At 68.7% G+C, this 22,227-nt stretch carries 20 protein-coding genes; 10 read left to right on the top strand and 10 right to left on the bottom strand.

Translation table 11 applies throughout. The features are described from left to right. Positions 1–254: 254 nt before the first annotated feature. Positions 255–1,529: a GNAT family N-acetyltransferase gene (locus tag AC0VYP_RS06075; protein WP_475472941.1), complete on the top strand. Its 1,275-nt coding sequence runs from the start codon at positions 255–257 to the stop codon at positions 1,527–1,529. Between the two features lie 88 nt (positions 1,530–1,617). On the opposite strand, the gene AC0VYP_RS06070 is transcribed toward AC0VYP_RS06075, so the two are convergent. The 4 genes from AC0VYP_RS06070 to AC0VYP_RS06055 form a co-directional block, all read right to left on the bottom strand. Further along, positions 1,618–2,085 (bottom strand): ribose-5-phosphate isomerase, encoded by a 468-nt coding sequence (locus AC0VYP_RS06070; RefSeq protein ID WP_285759248.1) that lies wholly within the window; start codon positions 2,083–2,085, stop codon positions 1,618–1,620. A gap of 101 nt (positions 2,086–2,186) precedes the next feature. Further along, positions 2,187–2,330, bottom strand: a complete 144-nt coding sequence (locus tag AC0VYP_RS06065; protein ID WP_285759247.1) for a hypothetical protein — start codon at positions 2,328–2,330, stop codon at positions 2,187–2,189. 95 nt (positions 2,331–2,425) lie between these two features. After that, a complete protein-coding gene (locus AC0VYP_RS06060) occupies positions 2,426–2,584 on the bottom strand; it encodes a hypothetical protein (protein WP_285759246.1) in 159 nt (52 codons plus the stop codon). Positions 2,585–2,615: 31 nt separating this feature from the next. After that, positions 2,616–3,230 (bottom strand): mycothiol-dependent nitroreductase Rv2466c family protein, encoded by a 615-nt coding sequence (locus tag AC0VYP_RS06055; protein ID WP_285759245.1) that lies wholly within the window; start codon positions 3,228–3,230, stop codon positions 2,616–2,618. 227 nt (positions 3,231–3,457) lie between these two features. Here AC0VYP_RS06055 and pepN point away from each other — a divergent pair, with 227 nt between their 5' ends. After that, positions 3,458–5,998: an aminopeptidase N gene (gene pepN, locus AC0VYP_RS06050; RefSeq protein WP_475472938.1), complete on the top strand. Its 2,541-nt coding sequence runs from the start codon at positions 3,458–3,460 to the stop codon at positions 5,996–5,998. A 55-nt stretch (positions 5,999–6,053) separates the two neighbouring features. Here the strand turns inward: pepN and malQ are convergent, their stop codons facing one another. After that, positions 6,054–8,111 (bottom strand): 4-alpha-glucanotransferase, encoded by a 2,058-nt coding sequence (gene malQ, locus AC0VYP_RS06045; protein WP_475472936.1) that lies wholly within the window; start codon positions 8,109–8,111, stop codon positions 6,054–6,056. Between the two features lie 155 nt (positions 8,112–8,266). Between malQ and AC0VYP_RS06040 the strand changes: the two genes are divergently transcribed. Next, positions 8,267–9,490, top strand: coding sequence for an MFS transporter (locus AC0VYP_RS06040; RefSeq protein WP_475472934.1), 1,224 nt, complete (start codon positions 8,267–8,269; stop codon positions 9,488–9,490). Between the two features lie 28 nt (positions 9,491–9,518). Here AC0VYP_RS06040 and AC0VYP_RS06035 read toward each other — a convergent pair whose 3' ends face one another. After that, positions 9,519–10,949 carry an amidase gene (locus AC0VYP_RS06035; RefSeq protein ID WP_475472933.1) on the bottom strand — a complete coding sequence of 477 codons (1,431 nt, stop codon included), beginning with the start codon at positions 10,947–10,949 and terminating at the stop codon, positions 9,519–9,521. A 280-nt stretch (positions 10,950–11,229) separates the two neighbouring features. Between AC0VYP_RS06035 and AC0VYP_RS06030 the strand changes: the two genes are divergently transcribed. Together AC0VYP_RS06030 and ilvD are read left to right on the top strand one after the other, a co-directional pair. Beyond that, positions 11,230–11,964, top strand: coding sequence for a nuclease-related domain-containing protein (locus AC0VYP_RS06030; protein WP_432707472.1), 735 nt, complete (start codon positions 11,230–11,232; stop codon positions 11,962–11,964). A 270-nt stretch (positions 11,965–12,234) separates the two neighbouring features. Beyond that, positions 12,235–14,106, top strand: coding sequence for a dihydroxy-acid dehydratase (ilvD, locus tag AC0VYP_RS06025; RefSeq protein ID WP_475472931.1), 1,872 nt, complete (start codon positions 12,235–12,237; stop codon positions 14,104–14,106). 84 nt (positions 14,107–14,190) lie between these two features. Here ilvD and AC0VYP_RS06020 read toward each other — a convergent pair whose 3' ends face one another. Together AC0VYP_RS06020 and AC0VYP_RS06015 are read right to left on the bottom strand one after the other, a co-directional pair. Then, entirely contained in the window at positions 14,191–14,394 is a 204-nt protein-coding gene (locus AC0VYP_RS06020; RefSeq protein WP_285759237.1) for an FmdB family zinc ribbon protein, read from the bottom strand. A gap of 107 nt (positions 14,395–14,501) precedes the next feature. Then, entirely contained in the window at positions 14,502–15,002 is a 501-nt protein-coding gene (locus AC0VYP_RS06015; protein ID WP_285759561.1) for an HNH endonuclease, read from the bottom strand. Positions 15,003–15,348: 346 nt separating this feature from the next. Between AC0VYP_RS06015 and AC0VYP_RS06010 the strand changes: the two genes are divergently transcribed. The 4 genes from AC0VYP_RS06010 to AC0VYP_RS05995 all read left to right on the top strand — a co-directional run bounded on the left by AC0VYP_RS06010 (position 15,349) and on the right by AC0VYP_RS05995 (position 19,845). Then, the gene (locus AC0VYP_RS06010; protein ID WP_475472929.1) at positions 15,349–17,460 is read left to right on the top strand and encodes a prolyl oligopeptidase family serine peptidase; all 2,112 of its coding nucleotides are present in this window, start codon (positions 15,349–15,351) and stop codon (positions 17,458–17,460) included. A 116-nt stretch (positions 17,461–17,576) separates the two neighbouring features. Then, on the top strand, positions 17,577–18,038 hold the full coding sequence (locus AC0VYP_RS06005; RefSeq protein ID WP_285759234.1) for an acyl-CoA thioesterase: 462 nt from the start codon (positions 17,577–17,579) through the stop codon (positions 18,036–18,038). 104 nt (positions 18,039–18,142) lie between these two features. Continuing rightward, complete coding sequence (locus AC0VYP_RS06000; protein ID WP_475472927.1) at positions 18,143–18,958, top strand: TrmH family RNA methyltransferase; 816 nt, start codon at positions 18,143–18,145, stop codon at positions 18,956–18,958. Positions 18,959–19,041: 83 nt separating this feature from the next. After that, positions 19,042–19,845 carry an alpha/beta fold hydrolase gene (locus tag AC0VYP_RS05995; protein ID WP_285759230.1) on the top strand — a complete coding sequence of 268 codons (804 nt, stop codon included), beginning with the start codon at positions 19,042–19,044 and terminating at the stop codon, positions 19,843–19,845. Positions 19,846–19,870: 25 nt separating this feature from the next. Here the strand turns inward: AC0VYP_RS05995 and AC0VYP_RS05990 are convergent, their stop codons facing one another. Further along, positions 19,871–20,395: an FBP domain-containing protein gene (locus AC0VYP_RS05990; RefSeq protein WP_285759229.1), complete on the bottom strand. Its 525-nt coding sequence runs from the start codon at positions 20,393–20,395 to the stop codon at positions 19,871–19,873. A 141-nt stretch (positions 20,396–20,536) separates the two neighbouring features. Here AC0VYP_RS05990 and AC0VYP_RS05985 point away from each other — a divergent pair, with 141 nt between their 5' ends. Continuing rightward, complete coding sequence (locus tag AC0VYP_RS05985; protein ID WP_475472926.1) at positions 20,537–21,703, top strand: MFS transporter; 1,167 nt, start codon at positions 20,537–20,539, stop codon at positions 21,701–21,703. Here the strand turns inward: AC0VYP_RS05985 and AC0VYP_RS05980 are convergent. Next, positions 21,696–22,208, bottom strand: coding sequence for a globin (locus AC0VYP_RS05980; RefSeq protein ID WP_475472924.1), 513 nt, complete (start codon positions 22,206–22,208; stop codon positions 21,696–21,698). The two genes, AC0VYP_RS05985 and AC0VYP_RS05980, sit on opposite strands and share 8 nt — an antisense overlap. Between the last annotated feature and the right edge of the window lie 19 nt (positions 22,209–22,227).

The raw sequence follows: 22,227 nt of genomic DNA, 5'->3' as shown, positions 1-22,227 counted from the left end.
AAAATCCGCAGAACTACTCATGGTCCAGTATGGGCCCAGAATCACCCCAGCGTCAGGCCGGCAACGGTGCCTACCCGTGTTTTGGCCACAGATCACTGGACCTGACCGTTCCCGAACCAGAAATGTAACCGAACTCGATGCTCATCGGAGTACGGTCGCCCCGTGCGCCACGGGCGGGACACGACAGCATCCGGCTGGGCGGGCGACCGAAAATCAGTGGCGTACGCAACCGCAGCACTGGTAGTGACAGAGGCATGCCCATTTCGCGAGAGGCGGCCCGCTCAGGAGCCGCGGAGGCATGGCCGATCCGCCCTGTCACCGAATCCGAGTTCACCGATTTCTCCAAGGTCTGCAGCGAGGCGCTGCTCAGCTCCTCCATCGACGAGGAGCGGATCGCCCGGCACCGCACCAACACCGAGATCGACCGCACGCTGGCCGCGTTCGACGGAGCACAGCTCATCGGCACGACTGGCGCCTACTCCTTCCAGATGACACTGCCCGGCGGGATCCGCCCGGTCGCCGGCGTCACCTGTGTCGGGGTACTGCCCACCCACCGCCGTCGCGGAGTGCTCAGCGCCCTGATGCGCCGTCAGTTGCACGACATTCACGAACGCGGGGTCGAGGCCGTGGCGGCCCTCTTCGCCTCAGAGGGTGGCATCTACGGACGGTTCGGATACGGTCTGGCCGCGCTCAGCGGCACGATCACCGTCCGTGGGGGCGAGGGCGCCTTGCGCCCGGACGTCCCGCGCGACCCCGCCCTGCGCCTGCGCATGGTCGAACCCCGCGAGATCCGCAAAGAACTGGCGGTGGCCCACCAGGCGTCCGCTGCCAACCGGATCGGGGAATTCTCCCGTGACGAGCGCTGGTGGGACCGGGTGCTACGCGATCCGGAAGAGGACCGGGGCGGCTACAGCGGCCACAAATGCGTGCTGGTCGAGGATGGCGCGGGCCCCTTGGGCTACGCCCTGTACCGGGTCAAACAGCAGTGGGACGACTTCGGCGTCGCCGACTCGCTGCTGGGCATCGTGGAGCTGCAGGCAACCGCACCCGCGGCCTACGCCATGCTGTGGGAGTTCCTCCTCAACCGTGACCTGGTTCGTTCGGTGCGCGCAGAACTGCGCCCCAGCGACGACTCCCTCCTGTATATGCTGGCCGACCGCAACCGGGCCCGCATGACGTTGGACACCGGCTTGTGGATGCGGCTGGTGGACGTCCCCCGAGCGCTCTCCGAGCGCTCCTACGCGGCTGCGGTGGAGACCGTCATCGAGGTCACCGATCCCGTGTGTCCGTGGAACGCGGGACGGTGGCGGCTGTCGGGCGGACCGGGGGCCGCACTGTGCGAGGGCACCACCGAGCCGGCGGACCTCACGCTCTCGGTGAGTACGCTGAGCTCGGCCTACGCCGGAGGGGAGCGCCTCAGTTCCTACTCGGCGGCCGGACTGGTGACCGAGCACCGCCCAGGATCGGTAGCGGAGCTGTTGACCGCCCTGACCACCGCATCGGTACCGAACTGCTCGGTCATCTTCTGAGCAGAAACCCGCCGGAGCGGGCCTCTGCTGTCGTCGCACCGACGACGCAGGCCCCCAACGGCGGGCGGCCGACAGAAAACAGGAAGAGTTACGGCAGCGGGGGCAACTCGCCGGTCTGCTCGTAGTTCGACAGCATGTCGATCCGGCGGGTGTGCCGCCCCTCCCCGCTGTAGGGCGTCGTCAGGAACACCTCGACGAACCCCGTGGCCTCGGCCTGGGAGTGCATCCGCGCACCGATGCTGATCACGTTGGCGTCGTTGTGCTCGCGGGCCAGTGCGGCGGTCTCGACGCTCCAGGCCAGGGCCGAACGCACGCCCTTCACCTTGTTGGCTGCGATCTGCTCACCGTTGCCGGAACCGCCGATGACGACGCCCAGCGAACCGGGATCGGTCGCGACCCCCTCCGCGGCACGCAACACGAACGGCGGATAGTCGTCCAGGGCGTCATAGGCGAGAGGCCCGGCGTCGATCACCTCGTGTCCCTGGTCCTTGAGCCAGGAGACGAGGTGCTCCTTCAGTTCGTAGCCGGCATGGTCAGATCCAATGTAAACACGCACGGTGCCAGTCTTGCAGGTCATGACCGCGCCCACGGCCCGGGGGCGGATACGCCGACGCCCGGCAGCCCGTCGAACGGGTTGCCGGGCGTCGTGGCGAACGGCTAGAAACCGACCGCCGCCTGGAAGATACCGAGCCCCATCGCTGCGAAGAGGACCAGGGAGACGATGGCGATCACGTTGTACAACACGATGGCCATGACGTCCTTGCTCAGCGGACCGGCCTTGGACTCAGACACCTGGCTCAACTCAAACCACCTTGGAGGGAACGGGCACAACTCTGGCCCTATTTTCACATGGATCCGGCTCCGCCCCTGATCGGGGGCGGGTCGGCCGGGGACGCCTATCCCCAGTGCGGTGGAACGTCGCGCAGCATCTCCTCAAGACGCGATCGCTCGTCACCGGCCTCGCCCCACGACTCACCGCGCTCGTCAGCGGTGGTGTCGGGGAGCAGGTCGTGGTCGTCGAAGACCACCCAGCGCTCGTCGTCGGGTCCACTCATGGGTGCAGGAACCTCCGGGCCGTGTACGGCTCTAGTCGAAGATGGGGTCGCGGGTGCGGCTGCGCTTCAGCTCGAAGAACCCGTCGGTCGCCGCAACCAGGAGCACGCCGTCCCAGAGCTTGCCCGCGGCCTCGCCCTTGGGGGCCGGTGACACGACCGGGCCGAAGAACGAGACGCCCTCGACCGAGATGACCGGGGTTCCGACCTCTTGGCCCACCCGGTCCATCCCGTCATGGTGCGACTCGCGCAGAGCCTCATCGTAGTCAGTGCTCTCGGCCGCCTCGATCAGGTCGGCGGGCAGGCCGGAATCGGCCAACGCCGCCGCGATCGTCTCCAGGCCGCGCGACTCGCCACGGGTGTGGAAACGGGTGCCGAGTGCCGTGTAGAACGGGCCGAGCACCTCGTTGCCGAGGCGCTGTTCAGCGGCGATGGCCACTCGGACCCCCCACCACGCCTCCTCCTTGAGCAGCTTCCGGTAGTCCTCGGGGACGTCCTTGTCCTCGTTGAGCACCGCCAGGCTCATGACGTGCCAGCGAGGCTGCACCGGACGGACCTTCTCCACTTCGAGCAGCCAACGGGAGGTCATCCACGCCCAAGGGCACAGCGGATCGAACCAAAGGTCAGCGGGTACGTGTTCCTCGGCCATGGTCGTTCTCCTCAAATTCGCCTTGCTCCAGCGGTCCGGGACGCCCAGAGGAACCCGTACCACCCCTACGTTCGGCAACCACGGCGAAGGGTTCCGCATTCCAGCGCCACTAATGGCAGGATCGTCAACAGCAATCAGCCAGGTCGTCACCCCCACACAGACCTGCGGGGCGTGACGGCGGTCATCAAAACGGCCGGCGGGAACGGCGGCCGCGAAGGGAGTGGGCCGTGGCAGGCAACCTGACACGTGACGAGGCTCGGGAACGGGCTCGGATTCTTAGCGTTGACTCCTATGACGTACAGCTCGATCTGACCTCGGGCGACCAGACCTTCAGTTCCACGACCGTGATCCGCTTCAGCAGCACCGAGACGGGGGCCGCGACTTTCGTGGACCTGACCGCTCCCACGGTGCGCGAGATCGAACTGAACGGGACCGCGCTGGCCCCGGCCGACGTGTTCGACGGAGAGCGGATCGCCCTTCCGTCCCTGCAGGCCGACAACGAACTCCGTGTCGTGGCCGACGCCGCCTACATGCGTACCGGCGAAGGACTGCACCGGTTCGTCAACCCGGTGGACGGCAGCACCTACCTGTACAGCCAGTTCGAGACGGCCGACGCGCACCGGATGTACGCCTGCTTCGACCAGCCCGACCTGAAGGCGTCCTTCGAGCTGACGGTGCTGGCTCCCGCCGAGTACGAGGTCGTCTCCAACAGCGCGCCCGACGCCTCCCGCGAACCCGTCGAGGGTTCGGAGGCCGTCCGCTGGCACTTCCCGGCGACCCCGCGCATGTCCACCTACATCACCGCGCTGATCGCGGGCCCCTATCACGTGGTGCGGGACGAGCACGACGGCATCCCTCTGGGGCTCTACTGCCGCGCCTCGTTGGCCGAGTACCTGGACGCCGATGCCATCCTGGACGTCACGCGCCAGGGCTTCGACTTCTTCCACGGCCTGTTCGGCGTGCGCTACCCCTTCGGGAAGTACGACCAGCTGTTCGTGCCCGAGTTCAACGCCGGGGCCATGGAGAACGCCGGTGCCGTCACCTTCCTGGAGGACTACGTCTTCCGGTCGCGGGTCACCGACGCGCGCTACGAGCGCCGCGCCGAGACGATCCTGCACGAGATGGCGCACATGTGGTTCGGCGACCTGGTCACGATGCGCTGGTGGGACGACCTGTGGTTGAACGAGTCGTTCGCGACCTACGCGAGCGTCTACTGCCAGGCCGAGGCCACCAAGTGGAAGGACGCCTGGACCACGTTCGCCAACGTGGAGAAGGCGTGGGCGCTGCGCCAGGACCAGCTGCCCTCCACCCACCCCATCGCCGCCGACATCCCCGACATGCAGGCGGTCGAGGTCAACTTCGACGGCATCACCTACGCCAAGGGCGCCTCGGTGCTCAAGCAGCTGGTCGCCTACGTCGGGGTCAACGCCTTCTTCGCCGGCGTGCGGGCCTACTTCGCCGAGCACGCCTGGGGCAACACCGAACTCTCCGACTTGCTGCGCCAGTTGGAGCACGCATCAGGACGCGACCTCTCCCTGTGGTCACGCGAATGGTTGGAGACCGCGGGCGTGAACACCATGCGCCCGGAGTTCGAGGTGGACGGGGAGGGCAACTTCACGTCCTTCGCCGTCTTCCAGGAGGCCGCGGCCGACTACCCGACGCTGCGCTCGCACCGCCTGGCCATCGGCCTGTACGACCGCACCGACAACGGCATCGTGCGCCGGGAACGGGTGGAACTGGACGTCACCGGCGAGCGCACCGCGGTGGCGGAGCTGGTCGGCAAAGCCCAGCCGGACCTGGTGCTGATCAACGACGACGACCTCACCTTCATCAAACTGCGCCTGGACGAGCGCAGTCTGCAGACGGTCGTCAACGGCGCCGGGGAGATCTCCGAGTCCCTGCCCCGGGCCCTGGCCTTCTCCGCCGCCTGGGACATGACCCGGGACGGGGAGATGGCCGCGCGCGACTACGTGCGACTGGTCGTCTCCGGTTTGGGCGGGGTCGGCGACGTCGCCGTTGTCCAGACCCTCCAGCGTCAGGCGCTGGGCGCCCTGATCAACTACGCCGACCCCGCGTGGCGCGCGGAAGGCTTCGACCTGTTGGCAGCACGACTGCGCGACCTGCTCAGCACCGCGGAGGCCGGCAGCGACCTCCAGTTGGCCTACGCGCACGGCTTCGCCGACTCCGCGCGCTCCCCGGAGCACCTGTCCCTGCTACAGGGCCTGTTCGACGGCGCGATCGCCGTGGACGGCCTGGAGATCGACACGGACCTGCGCTGGACCCTGCTGCGCCGTCTGGTGGCGGCCGGCGCAGCGGACGAGACCGAGATCGCCGCGGAGCTGGAACGGGACGCGACCGCCACCGGTGCCCGTGCGGCCGCGGGGTGCCGGGCGGCGATTCCCACCCCCGAGGCCAAAGCCCTTGCCTGGGAGCGCATGACCGGTGGGGACCTGGCCAACGCCGAGTTCCGTTCCACCCTGGGCGGGTTCATCGAGCCCGCGCACGCCGAACTGCTCCGCGAGTACACCGAGAAGTACTTCGCCCTGCTCAAAGAGGCGTGGGAGAAATGGACCGGCGAGTTCGCGCAGACCTTCGCCGAGGTCGCCTACCCGAGCTATTTGGTCGAGAAGGAGACGTTGGACCGTACCGACGTCTACCTCGAGACGGAGAACCCGGCTCCGGCACTGCGTCGCCTCCTGCTGGAGGGAAGGGCCGGTGTGGAGCGTGCGCTGCACGCCCGGTCCAAGGACGCCGAAGCAGGCGCCTAGGCACCCCTCGGCGGCCGCCGTCTCCCTGCTGGTGGAGGCGGCGGCCGCCGCCCGTTCACCGCGAAGGCGGTTCCGGGCTGGCCAGCGGCCCCAGGAGTCCGCGGATCTCCTGGGTGAGGACCGGATCTGCGATGAGTTCGTCGAGCAGAACGGGCCTCCCCTCTGCGTCGGTGAGGGGGATCCGCCAGTTGGGGTACTCCGTGCTGGTCCCGGGCTGGTTCTGCATACGGCGGTCGCCGACCAGGTCGGTGAGCGCGACGCCGACCATGGACGAGGGGGTACGGCCGAGGTAGGCGTGCAGGGCCTTGACCACGGCGGCGGGGTCGGCGACCGGATCGACGGATGCGTCCAACAGGCCGAGTCCGACCAGCAGTGCGCACCACTCGGCGACCTGGGACTCGGCGTCGGCGCGCTCCTCTTCGGCCGGCCGGGTGAGCAGGCCGAGCCGGTTGCGCAGGTTGACATGCTCGGCGGCGATGTAGGAGGCCACCGGGGGCAGGTCATGTGTGGCTACGGTGGCCAGGCAGTCGGTTCGCCAGGTCTCGGGACGACGCGGCTCTCCGGAGGAGTCGCGCTCGAACCACAGCACCGACGTTCCCAGCACCCCGCGCTCGCTCAGGTGGTCGCGCACCCAGGGCTCGACGGTCCCCAGGTCCTCCCCGACGACCAGCGCACCGGACTCGTGGGCCGCGAGGAGGAGTGCACCGACCATGCCCTCGTGGTCGTAGCGAACATAGGCCCCTTCGGCCGGCGAGGCCCCCTCGGGAACCCACCACAACCGGAACAGTCCCATCACGTGGTCAACCCGGACTCCACCGGCGTGCCGCATCACCTGACGCATCTGGGAGACGAAGGGCAGATACCCCTCTTCGGCGAGGCGGATGGGGTGCCACGGGGGCTGGCCCCACCCCTGCCCCTGCTGATTGAACGCGTCCGGGGGCGCGCCCACCTGGATTCCGGGGGTGAGGACGTCGCCGTACATCCAGGCGTCGGAACCGCCGCCCTGTACTCCCACTGCGAGGTCGTGCACGATACCGGTGCCCATCCCCGCGGCGCGGGCGCTGGCCTGGGCCGCGGCGAGCTGCTCGTCGAGGACCCACTGCACCCAGCGATGGAAGTCCACGGTGCCCCACCGGTGCAGAGCCTCCGCGCCCACCACCGATCCGCGCACGTCGCGCAAGGGTTCGGGCCAGCTCCGGTAGTCGAAACCGTGTTCCTCGGCCAAGGCGCACCAGGTCGCGTACTCCACCAGGTCCGATCCCTCCCGATCCAGGTAGGCGCGCAGCGCGGTTTCCCGCTCGGGAGTGCGGCGGACCCGATGGAGGATTTCCAGCGCGGCCCGTTTCGCGGTCCAGACGGAGTCGCGGTCGAGCAGTTCCGAGCCCCGGGACCGGTCACGCGGTCCCGCTGCGAGGGCCTGGACCTGTTCGCGCTGGGCCGGGGTGAGGCCGGCGTACTCGGGAACGTCCTCGATGCGGATGTAGAGGGCGCTGGCGTAACGACGGCCGACCGGAAGGTAGGGAGAGGGCTCCAGGGGCGCCACCGGCTCGGTGGCGTGGATCGGGTTGATGAGGGTGAAGGACGCTCCGAGGTCGCGGGCGGCCCAGTCGGAGAGCTCCGCGAGGTCGCGGAGGTCGCCGATGCCCCAGGAGGCACGCGAACGGACCGAGTAGAGCTGTGCCATGAGCCCCAGTTGGCGGACGGGGGCGCCGGCCTGCGCACCGGCCAGCCGGTTGGGGGCGACCAGGATGGGGGCACGCTCACGGCGGTCGCCGTGCTCGACGTGCAGTAGATGCACCCCCAGGGGCAGGCTCGTGCCGGGCTCCGCCCAGTCACCGCCCGCGAGTTCGACCCAGGTCCGCGCGCCGTCGGGGAGTCGCAGGTCGGGTGCCCGACCCTGCCGACCCACGACGGCGGCGGGGAGCAGCCGCTTGGACTGGTGCTCCCAGTGCGCCTCCAGTGCCGCTCGGGGGTCGCGCACGTCCAGACCAAGAGCTCCCAGGACGTGGCGGAGCGTGGACGGGGGGACCTTGACGTGTGCGCCCTTCCAATCCACGTAACTCGTCGAGACCCCGTGTTCCTCTGCCAGGCGGATCAACTCAGCATCGCTCACAGCACCCGATGATGCCTTAATCGGGAGGCGTGCGCCGGTAGGCCGACGATCCGGTTCGAGCGGGCAGGACCGAACCCGGGCGAAACCGGCCGTGGGCGCATTCCCACTGGTCAAAATGTCAATAAATGGTCGCTTCGGCCAGCCATACTGAGCGAATGCTGAAGTCCTATCGTCCGCTGTTTTCCATCCCCCACCTCCCCGGACTCTTCATCTGGTCACTGATCGCCCGGCTCCAGGTCGCAGGGCTGCCGATCGCCATCACCTTCCTGGTTGCCGACTGGACCGGTTCCTATGCCTTGGCCGGCCTGGTCAGCGGCGCGTTGACCGTGGGGACCGCCCTTGCCGGGCCGATCCGCGGCCGAATGGCGGACCGGGGACGCGCCGATCGGATCATGGTGGTGTGCGGGGTCGTCTACAGCGGTGGACTGCTGCTGATCACGCTGTTGCCCGCGGCGCTGTGGTGGATCTCGCTGCCGCTGTCCCTGGTGACAGGTCTGTTCCTTCCACCTGCCGGCCAGATCGGACGAGCGTTGTGGCCCCGGCTGACCAGCGGCCGGAACCGGAAGGCGATGTACTCGATGGAGGCGACCTTCCAGGAAGTGCTGTTCGTGGTGGGCCCCGTGCTGACCGCGGCCGTGGTGGGCCTGTCAGGAGGACGGGCGGCGCTGGTCATGCTGGCCGTCATTTCCCTGATCGGGGCGCTCGGGTTCGCGATGATGCTGCGCGTGGCGGGGCTGACCCGCACCCCCGCCGTCGAAACGGGGGCGAACGAGGGGGCGCGCCGGTCCCTGTTGACCATCGGACCGCTCGCCCTACTGGTGGTCGTGTGCATGATGCTGGTCGGTGGTCTCGCGGCCGTCGATCTGGTGATCGTCGCGTGGGCCCGGGAGTTGGGCACCCCCGGCTACGCGGGCGCCCTGGCTGCGATCTGGGCGCTGGGCTCGCTGGTGGGCGGCCTGGTCGCCGGGGGCCTGCCCGGCGCACCTCGGGTGTCGCGAAGGGCGTTCGCGGCGGCAGCGGGCGTCGCGCTGCTGATCCCGCTGCTGCCGCCGATTCTGGAACTTCCCACTCCGTGGCTGATCGCCCCGATGCTGTTCGTGGCGGGACTTGCGGTCGCTCCGACCCTTGCCGCGGTCACCGAGCGCCTCGGCGACGTCGCGCCCGACAACCGCCGGGCCGAAGCCTTCGGCTGGATGAACACCGGAGTGACCACCGGCGTCGCGATCGCCGCTCCGATGACCGGCTGGCTGATCGATCTGGGCGGTATCGCGGCCGGGGTTGCCGGCGGCGCGGCCCTGTCACTGTCGGCGGCGGTACTCACCCTGTGGGTTCCCGGCGCCAGACCGCAGCCGACCACCGTTCCCACGCCTGTCGGGTGATCCGCGGCGGCCGGTTTCCCTCCGGGGGTCAGCGGAACCAGATCTCGGGCTTGCGGTCGCTCCAGGGGCGGGCCGACTCCAACTGGGCCGACAGGGAGATCAGGGTCCCTTCCCCGCCGATGCGTCCGGCGAGCTGGATCCCGATGGGCAGGCCCTCGGGACCCGTGTGCAGGGGAACGCTGACAGCGGGCTGTCCGGAAATGTTGAACATGCTGGTGAACGGGGTGAATTCCGTCATGCGGGCGAACTCGGCGCGGGGGTCGCCATCGGCGTCGAAATGCCCGATGGGGACCGGGGGAAGCCCCAGCGTGGGGGTGAGGACCGCGTCGTAGGGAGCCATCGCCGACAGTGCCGCACGGTTGGCCGATTGCAATCGGGTGGTGGCGTCGAGGTACTCCGTGGCGGACACCGATCGCCCCTTCTCCCGCAACCAGCGGGTGAGCGGGCGCAGCCCGGACTCGTCGGAGGGGGCGACAGGCGTTCGGGCCGCCAGTACCGTCCACACGACCTCGAAGTGGTCGAGAAGGCCGGCGTCGAAGGGATGGTCGATCTCCTCCAGGTCGTGGCCCAGGTCGGCGAGCAGCAGCGCGGCGTTCTCGTAGGCGACGAGGACATCGGGGTGGACCGTCGCTCCTTCGACGTTCGGTGCCGCGAAGCGGGCGATACGCAGCCGGCCCGGCGCCCGTCCCGTGTGGGCCAGGAAGCTGTCCCCTTCGGGCAGTGGAGGCGCGGAGTAGTAGTCGCCCGGCCGGCTGATCGCGATGACGTCCAGTAGCAGGGCCGCGTCGGCAACGGTGCGGGCCAGCGGACCGGTGGCCGACAGGCCGATCAGGTCCGGACGGGCAGGAGCGGCACTGACCCGACCGCGACTGGGTTTGATCCCGAAGAGACCGCAGGCGCTGGCGGGAATGCGGATGGAGCCGCCTCCGTCGCTGCCCTGGGCGAGGGGGGCCAGACCTGCGGCGACCGCCGCTGCCGCGCCCCCGCTGGAGCCGCCCGCCGAGCGGGTGAGATCCCACGGAGTGCGAGCGGGTGGGGCGATGTCGTTCTCGGTATAGCAGGACGCACCGAACTCGGGGGTGTTCGTCTTGCCGGTGAAGACGGCTCCGGCCAACCTGAGCTCGGCGACGAACGCCTCGTCGAGCTCGGGGACGTGCTCGGTGAACAGCGCCGACCCCCAGGTGCACGTCATCCCGGCGACCATGTCGAGGTCCTTGAGCGGAACGGACACCCCGAGCAGGGGAGGCAGGAGTTCCGGCGTGTCGGAGAGCACCCGTTTTTCGGCGGTTAGCGCCTGCTCCCGAGCGAGTTCCGGAGCAACCGTAATAAAGGCTCCGACCTCGTGGTTCAGTCGGTCGATGCGGTCGAGGTAGTGGTCGGTGATCTCCACCGGGGAGAGTTCCCGGCGGCTGATCAGCTCGGCCTGCTCGACTGCGGTGAAGTCATGAATTTCGCTCACGACCGCCGAGACTAGGGAAAACGGCGGCCGACCGCGACTCGGCGATGGCTCAGGGTTTTCCGGAGAAGGCGATAAGAGCGTTCGTTCCCACGTGGCCGCCTCCGGACACCCCCTGGTGGCTCTCGCACAGGGAATAAAAGTGTGAGTTTCGATGGACTAGGAGGGCGCAGGAAAACGAACTACGCTCAGATTTGTGGAATCGGCAACAAGCACCCAGCAGAGCACGGACCAGAGCGCCGACAAGGGCAGTCGGTCCTCCCGGTCGTCAACGTCGCCCTTCATCGCCCACTCCGGAAACGGTCGGTCGAAGGACCCCAAGGACGCCGCCCGCTCGACCTACCGAGCCCTGCTCCGGCCCGGAGTCGCTCGACGCTGGCTGATTCGCGGGTTTTCCTGCGCCGCGGCCGGCACACTCATCGGCCTCGTCGTCTCGGACTGGCGGATCGGTGCCACGGCAGCGGTCGCGGTGCTGGTCGCCATGGCTGTGCACTCCTCCCGACGGCAGTCGGAAGTGCCGCAATGGCGCAAGCCCTCAGCAGCGCAGCGCCGCACCGAGGCACAGCTCAAGATGATGCAGCGGTTCGGCTACCGCACCCTGCACGCCCGTGGCATCCAGGACGGCAACGGCCAGATCGACCACTTCATCGTGGGCCGGCGCGGCGCGTTCGCAATCGACTCCGAGTCCTGGGACAAGCGTCTTCCGTTGCGCAACAAGCTGGAGAAGCTCTATCACGGGCGGTTCTCCAAGAACGAGCGCATCGACGAGGCACTCGCCGAGGCGCGCAACGCGGAACGGCTCATCAGCAAGGAGTTGGGCCGCGAGATCAAGGTTCGCGCGTCATTGGCGATCTACGGGCCCACCATGCCGTGGGACAGCCACCGGCTTCGCGGCGTGGACATCATCACCGGTACCAAGGTGCGCAAGTGGCTGCGCAGCGGAAAGGACCGACTCAGCGAACGGGAGATCGACGAGATCTACACGGCGGCCCAACGCGTACTTCCGCCCCGTTACTGACGTTCGTCCCCATCCACTCCGACCGACCCACCTTCCGAAAAAAATCCCGGGGCGGCGCACGCGCCGCCCCGTCTCATTATTCGGACTTTTGATCTTCCAGATCGAGACACGAGCACTCGACCATGGGGGCTACCATCAGGAGAACCACAACGTAAGCCCCGATCCCACGGCGGGAGACCAGTCGAAGAGGCTCCGTCCGCGCAGATCTCTGCCGGGCGTCACTGGTGATCTCGCCGCTGGTCCCGGTTCTTCTCGACGGGAGCACATCACATGCCCGCGCTTCGCTCACGCACGGTCACCCACGGCAGGAACATGGTCGGTGCCCGCGCACTCATGCGCGCCACCGGCGTCGAACGTGAGGACTTCGGCAAGCCCATCGTGGCCATCGCCAACAGCTTCACCGAGTTCGTGCCCGGCCACGTGCACCTGCGCGAGGTCGCCGACGTGGTCGCGCGTGCGGTCAAGGAAGCCGGCGGCGTGCCCCGCGAATTCAACACGATCGCCGTGGACGACGGTATCGCGATGGGCCACAGCGGAATGCTGTACTCCCTGCCCAGTCGCGAACTGATCGCAGACGCCGTGGAGTACATGGTCAGTGCGCACTGCGCCGACGCACTGGTGTGCGTCTCCAACTGCGACAAGATCACCCCGGGCATGCTGCTGGCAGCACTGCGCCTCAACATCCCCACCGTGTTCGTCTCCGGCGGCCCGATGGAGGCCGGCAAGGTCACCGTCGTCAACGGCTCTGCCACCACCGTGCGCAAGCTCGACCTGATCAACCCGATGATCGCGGCGGCCGACGAGAACGTCTCCCAGGCAGAACTGGACGAGATGGAAGAGGCCGCCTGCCCCACCTGCGGCTCCTGCTCCGGCATGTTCACCGCCAACTCGATGAACTGCCTCACCGAGGCGATCGGCCTGGCGCTGCCCGGAAACGGTACGGTCCTGGCCACCCACGTCGCCCGCAAGCGTCTCTACGAGGACGCCGGACGTCTGGTGGTGGAGGCGGCCAAGCGCTACTACGAGGAGGACGACTCCTCGGTCCTGCCGCTGTCCATCGCCACCCCCGAGGCATTCGGCAACGCGATGGCCCTGGACGTGGCCATGGGCGGGTTGACCAACACCATCCTGCACCTGCTCGCCGCGGCCACCGAGGCGAAGGTGGGCTTCGGCCTGGAGGAGATCGACGCACTGTCGCGCAAGGTCCCGTGCCTGTGCAAGGTGGCTCCCAACACCGAGAAGTACCACATCGAGGACGTGCACCGAGCCGGCGGAATCCCGTCCATCCTGGGCGAACTGGCCCGCGGCGGGCTGCTGGACACCAGCCGGCCCACCGTGCACGGTACGAGCATCGGCGAGTTCATCGCCAAGTGGGACATCGCTTCCCCGACGGTGCTCCCCGAGGCCGTGGAGCTGTTCCACGCGGCGCCGGGCGGCAAACGGACCACCAAGGCATACTCCCAGTCGGTGCTCTGGGACACGCTGGACTACGACCGCGAGGAAGGATGCATCCGCTCGGTCGAGCACGCCTACACCAAGGACGGCGGCCTCGCGGTACTCACCGGCAACCTCGCCCCCGCCGGCGCGATCGTCAAGACCGCGGGCGTGGAGGAGGAGCTGTGGACCTTCAGCGGCCCGGCCAGGGTGTTCGAGAGCCAGGACGACGCCGTGGACGGCATCCTCAACAAGCGGGTCGGAGCCGGTGACGTCGTCGTCATCCGCTACGAGGGCCCCAAGGGCGGCCCCGGTATGCAGGAGATGCTCTACCCCACGAGCTTCCTCAAGGGCCGTGGGCTGGGCAAGGCCTGCGCACTGATCACCGACGGGCGCTTCTCCGGGGGCACCTCGGGGCTCTCCATCGGACACGTCTCCCCCGAGGCGGCGGCGGGCGGCGACATCGCCCTGGTCGAGGACGGCGACGTGATCACCATCGACATCCCCAACCGCGGGATCGTGCTGGAGGTCTCCGAGGAGGAGCTCAACGAGCGCCGTGAGCGCCTGGGCAAGGAACTGGGAGGCTTTCGTCCCCGCGATCGTCAGCGCACCGTGACCGCTGCTCTGCGCGCCTACGCCGCGATGGCGACCTCCGCCTCGACCGGGGCCGCCCGCGACGTCAGCCAGGTCGAAGCGCCCCGCCCCTGACACCCGACGAGGTGCGGCCGGGGCACACGCCCCGGCCCCGCGGTCGGAACCGGTGCGTGTTCCCCGGCCCGGGTCGGGACGCGCTCACCCGCAGCAGCCACCCCCGCAGCATCCGCCGCCGGAGGCCGACGGAGCCTGGGCGACCCCGCCCACCCCAACGGTGGACAGCAGTTTGACGGTGTCGGGATGCCCCTGCGGGCAGGTGGCGGGATCGCCGGACTGCGCCATGGGGCGGGACAGTTCAAAAGTCTCGCCGCATGCGCGGCAGCGGTAGTCATAACGAGGCATGGAGCAAGGATACGGGGACGGCGTGGACGACCATCGGTCGTTCGGGGGGGGGCGCTACGCGTCCCGGGGTCGGGGTGGGACCCTGACCCGAACCCGGGCGCTGGCGGTCAGGCCGCTGCTCTGGCCATGTAAGGGGCCCATTGGGGGTCGCCGTGGTGCTCGCCGTTGATGAGCCTCCAGTGCATTCCCCGGGGAACCGTGGGGGTCACGTTCAGCTCCCAGCCGAGTTCGTCCAGGAGGCGGTCGGCTTTTCTGTGGTTGCACGCACGGCAGGAGGCGACGACGTTCTCCCAGACATGTGCGCCTCCCCTGCTACGCGGAATGACGTGGTCGATCGTCTCGGCCCGCTTCTCGCAGTAAGCGCAGTGGTGGCCGTCGCGCCGCATCAGTGCCACCCGGGTGAGCGGTACTCTGCGCCGGTAGGGCACCCGGATATAGCGATGCAGTCGAATCACCGAGGGCACCGACAACGCCGTGGTGGCCGAATGCAGCATGGCCCCCGCGGTATCGCCGTGGACGACCTCGGCCTTTTCCCTCAGCACCAGCAGAATCGCCCGGCGCAGCGGGACGGTCGTCAGTGGTTCGTAGCTGGCATTGAGCAGCAGCACGTGACGGCTGGCTGTGCCGCCCTCCGTACCGCGCCTGGCGCTCACGTCAGTCTCCGGGTCGCCGGCGAGCCGACGACCCGTGTCTCATCCCCGGCGTGCCTGTCGGCAAGCCAGGAGACCTCCCTATGGACCGGCCAGACGACCGGTGCTCTTCGCGTTGCCACACGGACCTCCCGTGGGTGGTTCCCGCCGAGTAACGTCCCGCAATCAGTTTGCTTGGTCGGACCTGGTCACCGCCACCCTATTTTCCTTCGGGTCGCGAAAAACCGCGTGAAATCGATCAACTCCCGTCGGGTCGTACTTTTGCGATGTTCTGTGTCTGTACGTGATCGCTAGAGTTCACCTCATGTCTGAAGCCCGTTATCCCGACGCGATCCGAGAGAACCTCATCGAGGAATCGCACGGCCATCACGTCCGTGATCCCTACCGTTGGCTGGAGGACGCCGACTCGACCGCCACGAAGGAATGGGCGCGGGCACAAGACGCCCTTTTCGCCGAAACCGCACGCGGTTGGCCCGCGACGCGGTGGTTCGGCGACCAGGTCCAGTCACTGCTGCGCGCGGGCTACGTCGGCACCCCGGTCTGGCGTGGCGAACAGCACCTGTTCACCCGGCGCAGCGCCGAACAGGAGCACGGAGTGCTGTACCACGTTGACGCCGGGGGAACCGAGCGTGTGTTGATCGACCCCACGGAACTCGCGCCCGACGGGACCACCACGCTGGACTCCTGGCGTCCCGATCGCGACGGGCGGCTACTGGCCTACCAACTCTCCGAGGGTGGCAACGAACAGTCGATGCTGCGGGTGATGGACGTCGCCAGCGGCACGGTCGTCAACGGTCCGATCGACCGCTGCTCCTACTCCCCCATCGCCTGGCTGGCCGGCGAGGACGCCTTCTACTACGTTCGCAGGCTCGCCCCCGGTTCGGTTCCGGAAGGCGAGGAGCAGTACCACCGACGGGTCTACCTGCACCGGGTGGGCACCCCCGTCTCCGAGGACGTACTCGTCTTCGGAGAGGGCCGGGACAAAACCGAGTACTACGGGCTGTCGGTGAGCTGGGACGGACGCTGGCTGGTGTTGACCGCCTCCCCCGGCACCGCCCCGCGCAACGACGCCTGGATCGCCGACCTGACCGCGGCTCCGGTGGCGTCCCCCCGATGGCAGACCATCCAGGAGGGAGTGGACGCCGAGGTCTCTCCGCGCGTCGGACACGACGGCCGGCTGTACCTGTTCACCGATCGCGACGCACCGCGGGGACGGCTGTGCGTGGCCGATCCGACCGCCCCCGGATATCAGGACTGGCGCACCCTCGTGGCGACCGACCCCGACGCGGTGCTCAGCGACTACGCCGTCGTCAACGGCCCCGACCAAGAGGAATCGGCGTTGCTGGTCAGCTGGCAGCGCCACGCGATCAGCGAGGTGAGCCGGCACGACCTTGTCTCCGGCAGCAGGCTGGGCGCGATCGCACTGCCCGGCCTGGGATCGGTGGGCGGCCTCGTCACACGCCCGGAGGGCGGGAGCGAGGCGTGGTTCGGGTACACCGACAACACCACCCCCTCCCAGGTGTACCGCTATGACCTGCGCACCGACCAGGTCGTGGCCTGGCGGGGCCCCCGGACCGGCCTCGACCTCCCCGAGGTCCGCACCGAGCAGGTCACCTACACCTCTGCCGACGGCACGCAGGTACGGATGCTGGTGATGTCACCGCCCGGTGCCGAGGGTCCGCTGCCGACCGTGCTGTACGGCTACGGCGGCTTCTCGATCTCGCTGACCCCCGGCTACTCCGCATCGGTGCTGTCCTGGGTACGGGCGGGCGGCGTGTATGCCATCGCCAACCTGCGCGGCGGTCTCGAAGAGGGCGAGGAGTGGCACCGGGGCGGCATGCTGGCCAACAAGCAGAACGTCTTCGACGACTGCCATGCCGCGGCCGAGCATCTGATCGCCACCGGCGTCACCACTGCCGACCGGCTCGCGGTGATGGGTGGCAGCAACGGCGGGCTGCTGGTCGGTGCCGCCGTCACCCAGCGCCCCGACCTCTACACGGCCGCGGTCTGCTCTGCCCCGCTGCTGGACATGGTGCGTTACGAGCGGTTCGGACTGGGCCAACTGTGGAACGTGGAGTACGGAAGCGCCGAGGACCCCGCCGCCCTCGCCTGGCTGCTCGCCTACTCCCCTTACCACAACGTTCTCGAAGGCACTGCCTACCCGGCGACCCTGTTCACCGTGTTCGACAACGACACCCGCGTGGACCCGTTGCACGCTCGCAAGATGTGCGCGGCACTACAGCACGCCACGAGCGCACCCAGGGACCGTGCTCCGGTGCTGCTGCGCCGGGAGGCGGAGGTCGGGCACAGCTCCAGGTCGGTCAGCCGCAGTGTCCGGCTGAGTGCCGACCAGCTGTCCTTCCTGGCCCATCACACCGGTCTGGTGATTGCCGGGAGTGCCGAGCCGACGGTCTGACCGCTCATGGGCCGCGCGTAGCGTGGACGACGCGCGGCCCACCGCACCCGGCCACGGCTGCGAGGTGCGCGGTTGGCACAATCGGGTTGACGCCGACCGAGGACGGATAGGAGCGGATGCAGGTGGCAACGGCAACAGCGGGCAGGAACGGGAGCGGGCCCGAGGCTAAAACGGCACGGAGCAGGCGACACGTGCACCTCGCGCACATCCGCTTCGCCGATCTCGACCCGCTCAACCACGTCAACAACGTGCGGATGCTCACCTACCTGGAGGACGCCCGCGTCTCCTTCCTGCGCTGGGACGTGGACGGCGGTCCGCCCTTCGGCAGCCTGGTGGTGGCCCGGCACGAGGTCGACTACGTGCGTCCCCTGCAACTGCGCCGCGAACCGGTGCGGGTGGAGACCTGGGTGACCGAGGTCAAGAACGCCAGTTTCACCCTGGAGTACGAGATCCTCGACGACGACCACGTCTATCTGCGGGCCCGTTCGGTGCTGGTCGGCTTCGACCTGGAGACCCAGGCGATTCGCCGGTTGGGCGAGGAGGAGCGCGCCCACCTGCTGGGGTCCCCGACCGAATGACCCGGGCACCGCGCCGGAGATGGGATGCTGGCGCGAAAGGGTCCGGTGAACGGGCCGGGGCAGCGGGTCGAGAGTGATGGTGAACCGTGGGCAGGGATCTGCGGGTGACGGCGCGCAACGCCGCCTTCCAGCAGTGGCAGGCGCTCTTGTCCAACCGGACCAAGCGCCAGCGCGCGGGCGAGTTCCTGGTGCAGGGGGTGCGGCCGATCTCGTTGGCGGTGGAGTACCGGTGGCCGGTGCGCGCCGTCCTCTACGACATGGACCGGTCGCTGTCACGGTGGGCCGAGGACATCCTGTACGAGGTCTCGGGTGCCCAGCACGTGGCGATGTCGCCCGAGCTGCTGCGCGAGCTCGGGGAGAAGGACGGCGCCGATCAGACTCCGGAGCTGCTGGCCGTGGTCGCCATGCCCTCCGACGAACTGTCCCGGATCACGGTGGGGCCGGACTTCCTGGGCGCGGTGTTCGACCGCCCGACCAGTCCGGGCAACATCGGCACGATCATGCGCTCGGTGGATGCCTTCGGCGGGTCCGGGGTCATCGTGAGCGGACATGCCGCCGACCCTTACGACCCCAAGGCGGTGCGGGCCAGCACAGGATCGCTGTTCGCCACGCCGGTGGTACGCGCGCCGTCCGCCAAAGAGGTACTCGCCTGGGTCGAGGAGATCCGGGCCCGGGGGGTCGCGCTGTCCCTGGTCGGTACGGACGAGGACGGCGACGCCGACATCTCCGATCACGACCTCACCGGTCCGAGTCTGCTGCTGATCGGCAACGAGACCTCCGGGCTCAGCGCTGCATGGCGTGAGGCGTGCGACACCATGGTCCGTATTCCCATGACCGGCTCGGCGAGTTCGCTCAACGCGGCGAACGCCGCCACCGTCATCCTCTACGAAGCGGCCCGCCAGCGCGGTGCGCAACGCTAGGCCCTGCTTCTGCCGACAGGAAACCGTCACATCCGAGGGGTTGGATGGGGTCCGGACGACAGTCGGTCGAGGAAAGGGGCGGTATGGCGGCGCAGGTGCGACTGGGGGACGTGCACACCTGGTACGCGGAACACGGTGCGGGTGAACCTCTGGTGATGCTGCACGGCGGGCTGGGCGATTCTCGCGACTTCGACGGCGTGGTCGGGGAGTTCGCCACGCGATACCGGGTGTTTCGCCCGGATCGGCGCGGCCACGGCCGCACTCCAGATGTCGAGGGACCGATGAGTTACGCGCTGATGGCGCACGACACGATCGCTTTCCTGGAGAGCGTGGTGAACGGCCCGGCCCATCTCGTCGGTTACAGCGACGGGGCGACCGTTGCGTTGCAGGTCGCGTTGCTGCGTCCCGACTTGGTGCGTCGTGCGGTCGCCATCAGCGGGGTCTTCCACCACGAGGGGACCGTGCCGGGAATACTCGACGACACGTCGGGAGAACCCGCCGGACTGCCCGACCTGATCGTGAACGCCTACGGGGAGGTGTCCCCGGACGGTGTGGAGCACCTTCCGGTGGTGGCCGCCAAAGTCATGCGGATGGCCGTCGAGGGGCCCACCCTCACGGTTGACGACCTGGCACACGTTGCCGTGGCGGTGCAGGTGATGGTCGCCGACGACGACATCGTCGCTCTGGAACACGCCGTGGCGATGTACCGGGCGATCCCCCGATCCGAGTTGGCCGTGGTGCCCGGGACCTCCCACACGCTCGTGTTCGAACGGCCGGAGCTGTGCGCGTCCCTGGCACTGGACTTCGTGGACGGCTCGGTTTCGGCTCCCATGATGCCGGTCAGGCGGGGCCGCCCCGGGCCACCGCTCGCTCCGCCGGAGCGCTGATCCAGCGCCGACGCACCCCCGGTTGTCAGCGTGCGGCCGTGGAGGGGGCGGGCAGATCCATGACCCGGTCCAGGAAGAGGTCCAGGTTGGTGCGGAGCCGGATGATCCGCTCCCCCTCGGTGAGGGACTCCTCGTACTTCTTGACCCGCGCGGATTTCTTTTTGCCTCGAACGTAGAGGGAGCAGGCGAGGTCGTCGCACATGTAGACCCCGACCGTGTTGCCCTGGCGTCCCGCGGCGCCGACCTTGGGCGCGGTGAGCAGGGAGACCCCCGATCCGGAGTGGCCGGTCAGACAGATCGAGCAGAGGGCCGTGTTGGTGAGGCTGCGGTTCACTCTCGGCGGTACCCGGAGCGTGAACCCCGTCAGCCGTCCGTCACGTTCGACCACGAGGTAGCCGCGATCAGGCGCACCCGGATCGCGCCACCCCAGGAAGTCCAGGTCGGGCCAGGGCGTCTCGGGAAAGGCCGTGGGCAGGTTGAGGCGGCGTGCCTCGCCTTTCGAGCAGTTGACGAAGGACGCGCGGATGGCGTCATCTGCGGCGGAATCCATGGTGTCCGAAACTAGCAAGGACAAAGCCCCACGTCATCTCGTTTTCCTGAGGGTTGGGCCCTCGGATGCCGTCCCTTGCCCCGACCCCGCACCCAATCGGTAAACGCTGTTGACTACCTTGTTCCGGTGGGGAAACGCTGGTTGATCCTGTCGCTGACCATGGCCGCCCAGATCGCGAGTCTGACGTCACTGTTCGGGGTTCCGCTCGTCCTGCCGGCACTGCGCCAGGAGTACGGGTTGAGTATCGCCCAGGCGGGGACCCTTGCCGGGCTGCCCAGCCTTGGTCTGCTGCTGACCCTGCTCGGGTGGGGCGTCATCATCGACCGCTACGGCGAACGCGTCACGATGGCCGCGAGTCTCACCCTGACGGCCTTGTTCCTCGTCCTGCTCGGCGTCGCACACACCCCTCTGGCCGCGGGTACGGTGCTGGTTCTGGTGGGCGCCGCGGGCGGTCCGGTGAACGCGGCGGGCGGACGTCTGGTGCTGGGCTGGTTCTCGGCGCGCGAGCGCGGCCTGGCGATGGGCATCCGCCAGACCGCCCAGCCCTTGGGAATGGGGATGGCTGCCGCGGCGATGCCGCTGGTGGCGCAACTGTACGGGTTCGCTGCCGCGATGCTGCTGCCCGCGGTGCTCTCGATACTGGTACTACCGCTGATACTGATCTTTGCGGTACCACCCCGAAGGGCCGACGCGAGGGCAGCTGCCCCACCACGAGAGACCCGCCCCTTTTCTCCCTATCGACACGCCACCATCTGGCGGGTGCACGGCGTGAGCATGCTGCTGGGCGTCGCCCAGGTGACCGTGATGACCTACACCCTGGTCTACCTCGTCGAGGACCACGGGTGGTCCGCTCCCGGCGCGGGGGTGCTGATCGCACTCGTCCAGGTCCCTGCGGCCCTCGCCCGTCTGGGCACGGGCGTGTGGTCGGATCGGGTGGGCAGCCGCATGGCTCCGGTACGTGTGATCGCCGCGGGCGGGGCTGTCTCCCTGCTCCTGCTGGCGGGCACCTCACTGCTGCTGCCTGCCACCGCGGTGGCGCTGCTGGTGCTGAGCACGGTCCTGACGATGAGCCACAACGGACTGACCTTCACCGCGGTGGCCGAGACCGCGGGAATGGCGTGGGCTGGTCGGGCGATGGCAGCACAGAACTCACTACAGGCGGTGAGCTCCGCACTGACCCCGATCCTGATGGGGGCGATCATCGGCTGGCAGGGATTCCCGGCGGCCTTCGCTGCGGCGGCACTGTTCAGCATCGCGGCGATCGCCGTGGTCCCGGCTGCCGGTCGGGCCGCGCTGCGGACTACTTGAGGGAGATCCGGACCGTCTCGCCCTCGTCACCGTCGTCACGACCGCGGGCGTCATTGCGAACAGTGATCGAAGTGGGGTCTGCGACCTGGGTGACCGTGGGGGCACCGGTCTCTTCGGGTACGTTCACCATGCTGTGCGCGGCGTGCACCATGTACTCCCACAGCGGCTGCTCCAGCGCGGGCGGCAGGGCGATCTCGTTGACGGCCGCGCGCATGTGGGCCAACCAGTGGTCGCGTTCCAGTGCGCCGATGCGAAACGGGAAGTGGCGCATCCGCAATCGCGGATGGCCCCGCTGCTCGTTGTAGGTGCGGGGGCCGCCCCAGTACTGGATGAGGAACAGCCGGAACCGCTCTTCGGCTGGGCCGAGATCCTCTTCGGGGTACATCGGACGCAACACGGGATCGGCGGCTACACCCTGGTAGAAGCGGCGCACGAGACGGGTGAACGTCTCCTCGCCGCCGGCCGCCTCAAAGAAGGTCACTTGGTCATCGCGCGGGGAAGTCATGATCGCAACCAGACTACGT

Source organism: Nocardiopsis sp. iso_186 (assembly GCF_056173365.1).
Note: the sequence above shows the minus strand (reverse complement) of the source record. Positions and strands in the feature narration are given on the sequence as shown.

Bases quoted from the DNA above. Each gene is read 5' to 3' on its own strand.
- AC0VYP_RS06075 (WP_475472941.1), top strand. From the start codon at position 255: ATGCCCATTTCGCGAGAGGCGGCCCGCTCAGGAGCCGCGGAGGCATGG.
- AC0VYP_RS06060 (WP_285759246.1), bottom strand. From the start codon at position 2,584: ATGAGTGGACCCGACGACGAGCGCTGGGTGGTCTTCGACGACCACGAC.
- AC0VYP_RS06055 (WP_285759245.1), bottom strand. From the start codon at position 3,230: ATGGCCGAGGAACACGTACCCGCTGACCTTTGGTTCGATCCGCTGTGC.
- AC0VYP_RS06040 (WP_475472934.1), top strand. From the start codon at position 8,267: ATGCTGAAGTCCTATCGTCCGCTGTTTTCCATCCCCCACCTCCCCGGA.
- ilvD (WP_475472931.1), top strand. From the start codon at position 12,235: ATGCCCGCGCTTCGCTCACGCACGGTCACCCACGGCAGGAACATGGTC.
- AC0VYP_RS06020 (WP_285759237.1), bottom strand. From the start codon at position 14,394: ATGCCTCGTTATGACTACCGCTGCCGCGCATGCGGCGAGACTTTTGAA.
- AC0VYP_RS06010 (WP_475472929.1), top strand. From the start codon at position 15,349: ATGTCTGAAGCCCGTTATCCCGACGCGATCCGAGAGAACCTCATCGAG.
- AC0VYP_RS06005 (WP_285759234.1), top strand. From the start codon at position 17,577: ATGCAGGTGGCAACGGCAACAGCGGGCAGGAACGGGAGCGGGCCCGAG.
- AC0VYP_RS05995 (WP_285759230.1), top strand. From the start codon at position 19,042: ATGGCGGCGCAGGTGCGACTGGGGGACGTGCACACCTGGTACGCGGAA.
- AC0VYP_RS05990 (WP_285759229.1), bottom strand. From the start codon at position 20,395: ATGGATTCCGCCGCAGATGACGCCATCCGCGCGTCCTTCGTCAACTGC.
- AC0VYP_RS05980 (WP_475472924.1), bottom strand. From the start codon at position 22,208: ATGACTTCCCCGCGCGATGACCAAGTGACCTTCTTTGAGGCGGCCGGC.